Genomic DNA, 3,776 nt, shown 5'->3' on the forward strand with positions numbered 1-3,776 from the left:
GCCAAGGCCAGCGCTTGGCTGCCGGCGCCGCCTACCGCCGCCAGGGCTTTATCGGCGACATTGGCCAGCGCGTCGCTGACTTGCTTGCTCAACCGGGTCAGCGCGGTATTGTCATCGATGCTCTTCAGCAAGGCATGCAAAGGCCCGTCCGGACGCGACAAAATGTCCAGGATTTGCGCGGTCTGATTGGTGGTCATGGCCGATTGCAGTTTCAATTTGGCCAGCAAGTCCGACCAGGCCGCCTGGTATTCGTTTAAATACAGCTTTTTCAATTCGCCGTGCAATTGTTGGACTTGCAAAACGTCGGCTTTACTTTGACTGCCCAACACCCAGTTTTGCTCGACGGCATCCTTGACGAAGTCCCGGCTTTTTTTCAGAAACAGTTCGGTATAGCCGTAGGCCGTAAACAGGCCCGGAATGGTATAAGCCGACACATCCTTGCCGTCGGACAGCACGAATACCCGGGCGGTATCGGGTCCCAGGGCCTTGCCTAACTTGAAATCGTGGCTTTGGTCTATCAAGGCTTCGGTCTTGAAACGGGAATAAATCTGCCCGATCAGAGGCACCTGGGTGAGTTTATTCCGCACCGCGCCGACAAATCCTTCATCGATCCGGACCGGCTCCAGTTGCAGCTTGAGCAGATTATCCAGATGACGCACCAACTGCCCCAAGCTTTCCGGGTCTGTGGCGTATTGCCTGTCCCAATCGGCGCGTATCCAGGCCATGGCGGTGGCGGGGTCGAGTTTGTCGGTTTGATTGAACATCAAATACACTTTCAGCAGCTGATACAGCACGTCCAGATTATCGGCTTCCGGCCCCTGCATGCGTTCTTTCAAGCGCACCTGAATGGCGGGTAAAAAATAATCGCGTAACAGCGTTTCGTAGCTATGCCGGGCGGCGGCCTGAATTTTGTCGGCTTGCGACAGGCCGAACCCGGACATGATGCCGCTGTCTTCATAAACATCCCGGATGGCCAGCAAAACGTTCATCCGCGGCAGCAAGGCATCGAAATTGCCCCGGCTATCGCCGCCGCTGCTTTTGATGGCGTGGTATTGGGCGATTTGCGCCTCCACCTTGTCCAGCATGGCCTGGTTATTGAAATAACTGGCGGTCCATAAACCGATCACCAGCAAAAACAACAGGCCGGAACCGATATAAGCCCCCATTTGCAGCAAACGTTTACGCTTCGCCAGTTTGGGGTCTTGCCCGGCCAGTTCGGCTTCCGGAAACAGCACATCCTTTAACAAACGGGTGAGGAAAAAGCTTTTACCCTGGCCGCTGTACATCGGTGCCGTCTGCCTGTCCAGGCGAAAGGCGCCGGCCAGAATGCCCAGCACCCGGTCGATGGGTGTGCCTTCCTGGGTACCGCTGGTGAAATACACTCCGCGCAATAATACGGCCTGTTCGTAACGGTTGACCGCAAAGGTGGCCTGCAGAAAATCCAGCATGGCGGGCTTTAATAAAGCCATTTGCTGCGGAAAATCCAGAATGGCGGAGCGGCGTTGCATATCCCGCTCATCCTGTATGCGTCCGAGCGTGCGCATTTGCAGGCGCTGCAGCAATTCGGCATAAGCGTCGCCGTATTGCGCCGCCAGATCGTGGTCGCCCTGCAAGGTGGCGGCGGAAAAGGTTTCCCCCCACACCTGGGCGCGCTGTTCCGCGCTTAAATCGGCGAAAAAGTCGCTGAAGCCGGCCACCAGGTCGGCCTTGGTGAACAGTAAATACACCGGTAAGCGCACACCCAGCTGTTGATACAACTCGTTGATGCGGTTGCGGATGGCTTTGGCATGTTCGGCCCGCTCCTGCTCGGATTGCTGCAACAGGTCGGAAATGCTGGTAGCGACGATGACACCGTTCAAAGGCCGCAAGGGCCGGTGTTTTTTGATCAGGTTTAAAAAACCGGCCCAGCCGGCGGCATCCACCGCCTGATGGCTTTCCTGCGTGGTATAGCGGCCGGCGGTATCCAGAAACACCGCATCGTCGGCAAACCACCAGTCGCAATTCCGGGTGCCGCTGACGCCCTTGATCGCATGCTTGCCGAGTTTTTCCGCCAGCGGAAAATGCAGGCCGGAGTTGATCAAGGCGGTGGTCTTACCGGAACCCGGCGCGCCGATGATAGCGTACCAGGGCAATTGATAAATAAACTGGCTGCCGGACTGGGTTTCGCTACGCGACTGTTTCAATACCGTCAACGCTTCCTCAAAGCCCTTGCGCAGCATATCCACTTCGTCGGCGGACGCCATGGCAATCTGATCGGCATCGTTGGCGACCAATTGCTCGACCAGTTGTTTTTCGGTGTTGCCGGCCTTGATCTGCATGATCAGCCGGTAAATCACCCAAAATACGAACAGCGCCGCGATGACCAGAATCCTGGCCAATTCCGATGCCAACGGCGCGCTGCCGGCAATGGCAATCAAGGGTCCGGCCAGCCAGATCAGGATGCTGAACGCCAGCAGGCCCAGAAACTGAATCACCCATTTGTTGGTAAAAAATGCTTTCAGCTTGCCCATTTATGCTCTCATTGAATCAGTAAATCGACGCGGCGATTGATCGCTTTGTGTTCGGGAGTATCGTTAGGCACCAAGCCTTCGCTGTCGGCCCGGCCTTCCGAGCGGATTTTGCCTTGCAGCGGCGGCGCCACCTTCACTATATCGTCGGCGACCGATTTGGCCCTGGCGGTGGACAAGTGCCAATTGGACGGGAAGCGCGCCGAGCGGATCGGCACGTTATCGGAATGGCCGGTCACCAGCAGCCGGTCGTTACCCGCCACCAGTTCGTCGGCAATTTTTTTCAGCATGGGTTCGAACTCGGGTTTGAGCTGGTCGCTGCCGGAAGCAAACGAATTGCGTACGCGCAATAATCTATCGTCCACCACCTCGACCATATCGGCGGCGATTTCCTTGGCCAACAATTGCTTGAAGCGTTCCCGGCGTTCCGGTACGGCCGGTTTCGGCACCGGTGCCGGCAGTGCGGCGGCCTGGGCGATTTCGATAGGCTGTTTGCCCAAGCCGAATAATTCGGCGAAAAGCTGGTCCGAACGGGCATTCAAAGCCAGCACGAAGCCGATGTAGGCCAAAATCAACGCCACGCCCAACACCGCGCCGACCACCCACAACGGCACGTAGCGCACCAAGGCGTTGCGCACGTCGCGCAAACCCTGCCAGCGCGGCGACAGGTCGCGCTCGTAGTCGCCCTTCACCCGCTGGATCAATTGATACAATTCCAAGCGGTATTTTTCCAGTTCGTTCAGGCCGTTGGCCAGGATCCGGAACTTGCCTTGAAAGCCTAAACTGAGAAATAAATACGCCAGTTCGATCAAATGCAGGTTTTGCGCCGGTTGCTTGACCAGCATGCCGATGATGTCGAAAAATTTTTCGCCGCCCCAGGCTTCCTTGTGAAAGGAAATCAACAAACTTTGATGGCCCCAATTGCTCTGCGAGCCCCAGGGCGTGTTAAGTATGGTTTCGTCCAAAAAGCTGCACAGCGCGTAGCTGGCCATGCGCACATGGTCGGCGCCGATGCCGGACTGCAACAATTTATTTTCGAAGCCGCTGACTTCGGCCGACAAACGCTGGCGCAATTCGTCCACCGCCGGATAAACCGCGGTTTGCCGCAGGCGGCTGGCCAGCGAAAGCATGGACAGCGAGGCGGCCACCATGGGGTTGTGCTGAAATTCAGTGGTCGGCAAGGCCAGCGGCGCGGACGGGTTGAATCCCGGCATGGGCGAGGGCGAAGGATTTACCGGCGGAGGGGTAAACGCGGGCGCGGCCTGCGCG

General features: G+C 57.4%; 2 protein-coding genes. Both read right to left on the reverse strand.

All coding sequences use genetic code 11. The features are described from left to right. On the reverse strand, positions 1 to 2,510 hold a 2,510-nt coding region (gene tssM, locus NP596_RS20370; RefSeq protein ID WP_256617222.1), incomplete at its 3' end, for a type VI secretion system membrane subunit TssM. 8 nt (positions 2,511 to 2,518) lie between these two features. Further along, on the reverse strand, positions 2,519 to 3,776 hold a 1,258-nt coding region (icmH, locus tag NP596_RS20375), incomplete at its 5' end, for a type IVB secretion system protein IcmH/DotU (RefSeq protein ID WP_256617223.1).

The organism is Methylomonas rivi (assembly GCF_024505165.1).
GTDB lineage: Bacteria > Pseudomonadota > Gammaproteobacteria > Methylococcales > Methylomonadaceae > Methylomonas > Methylomonas rivi.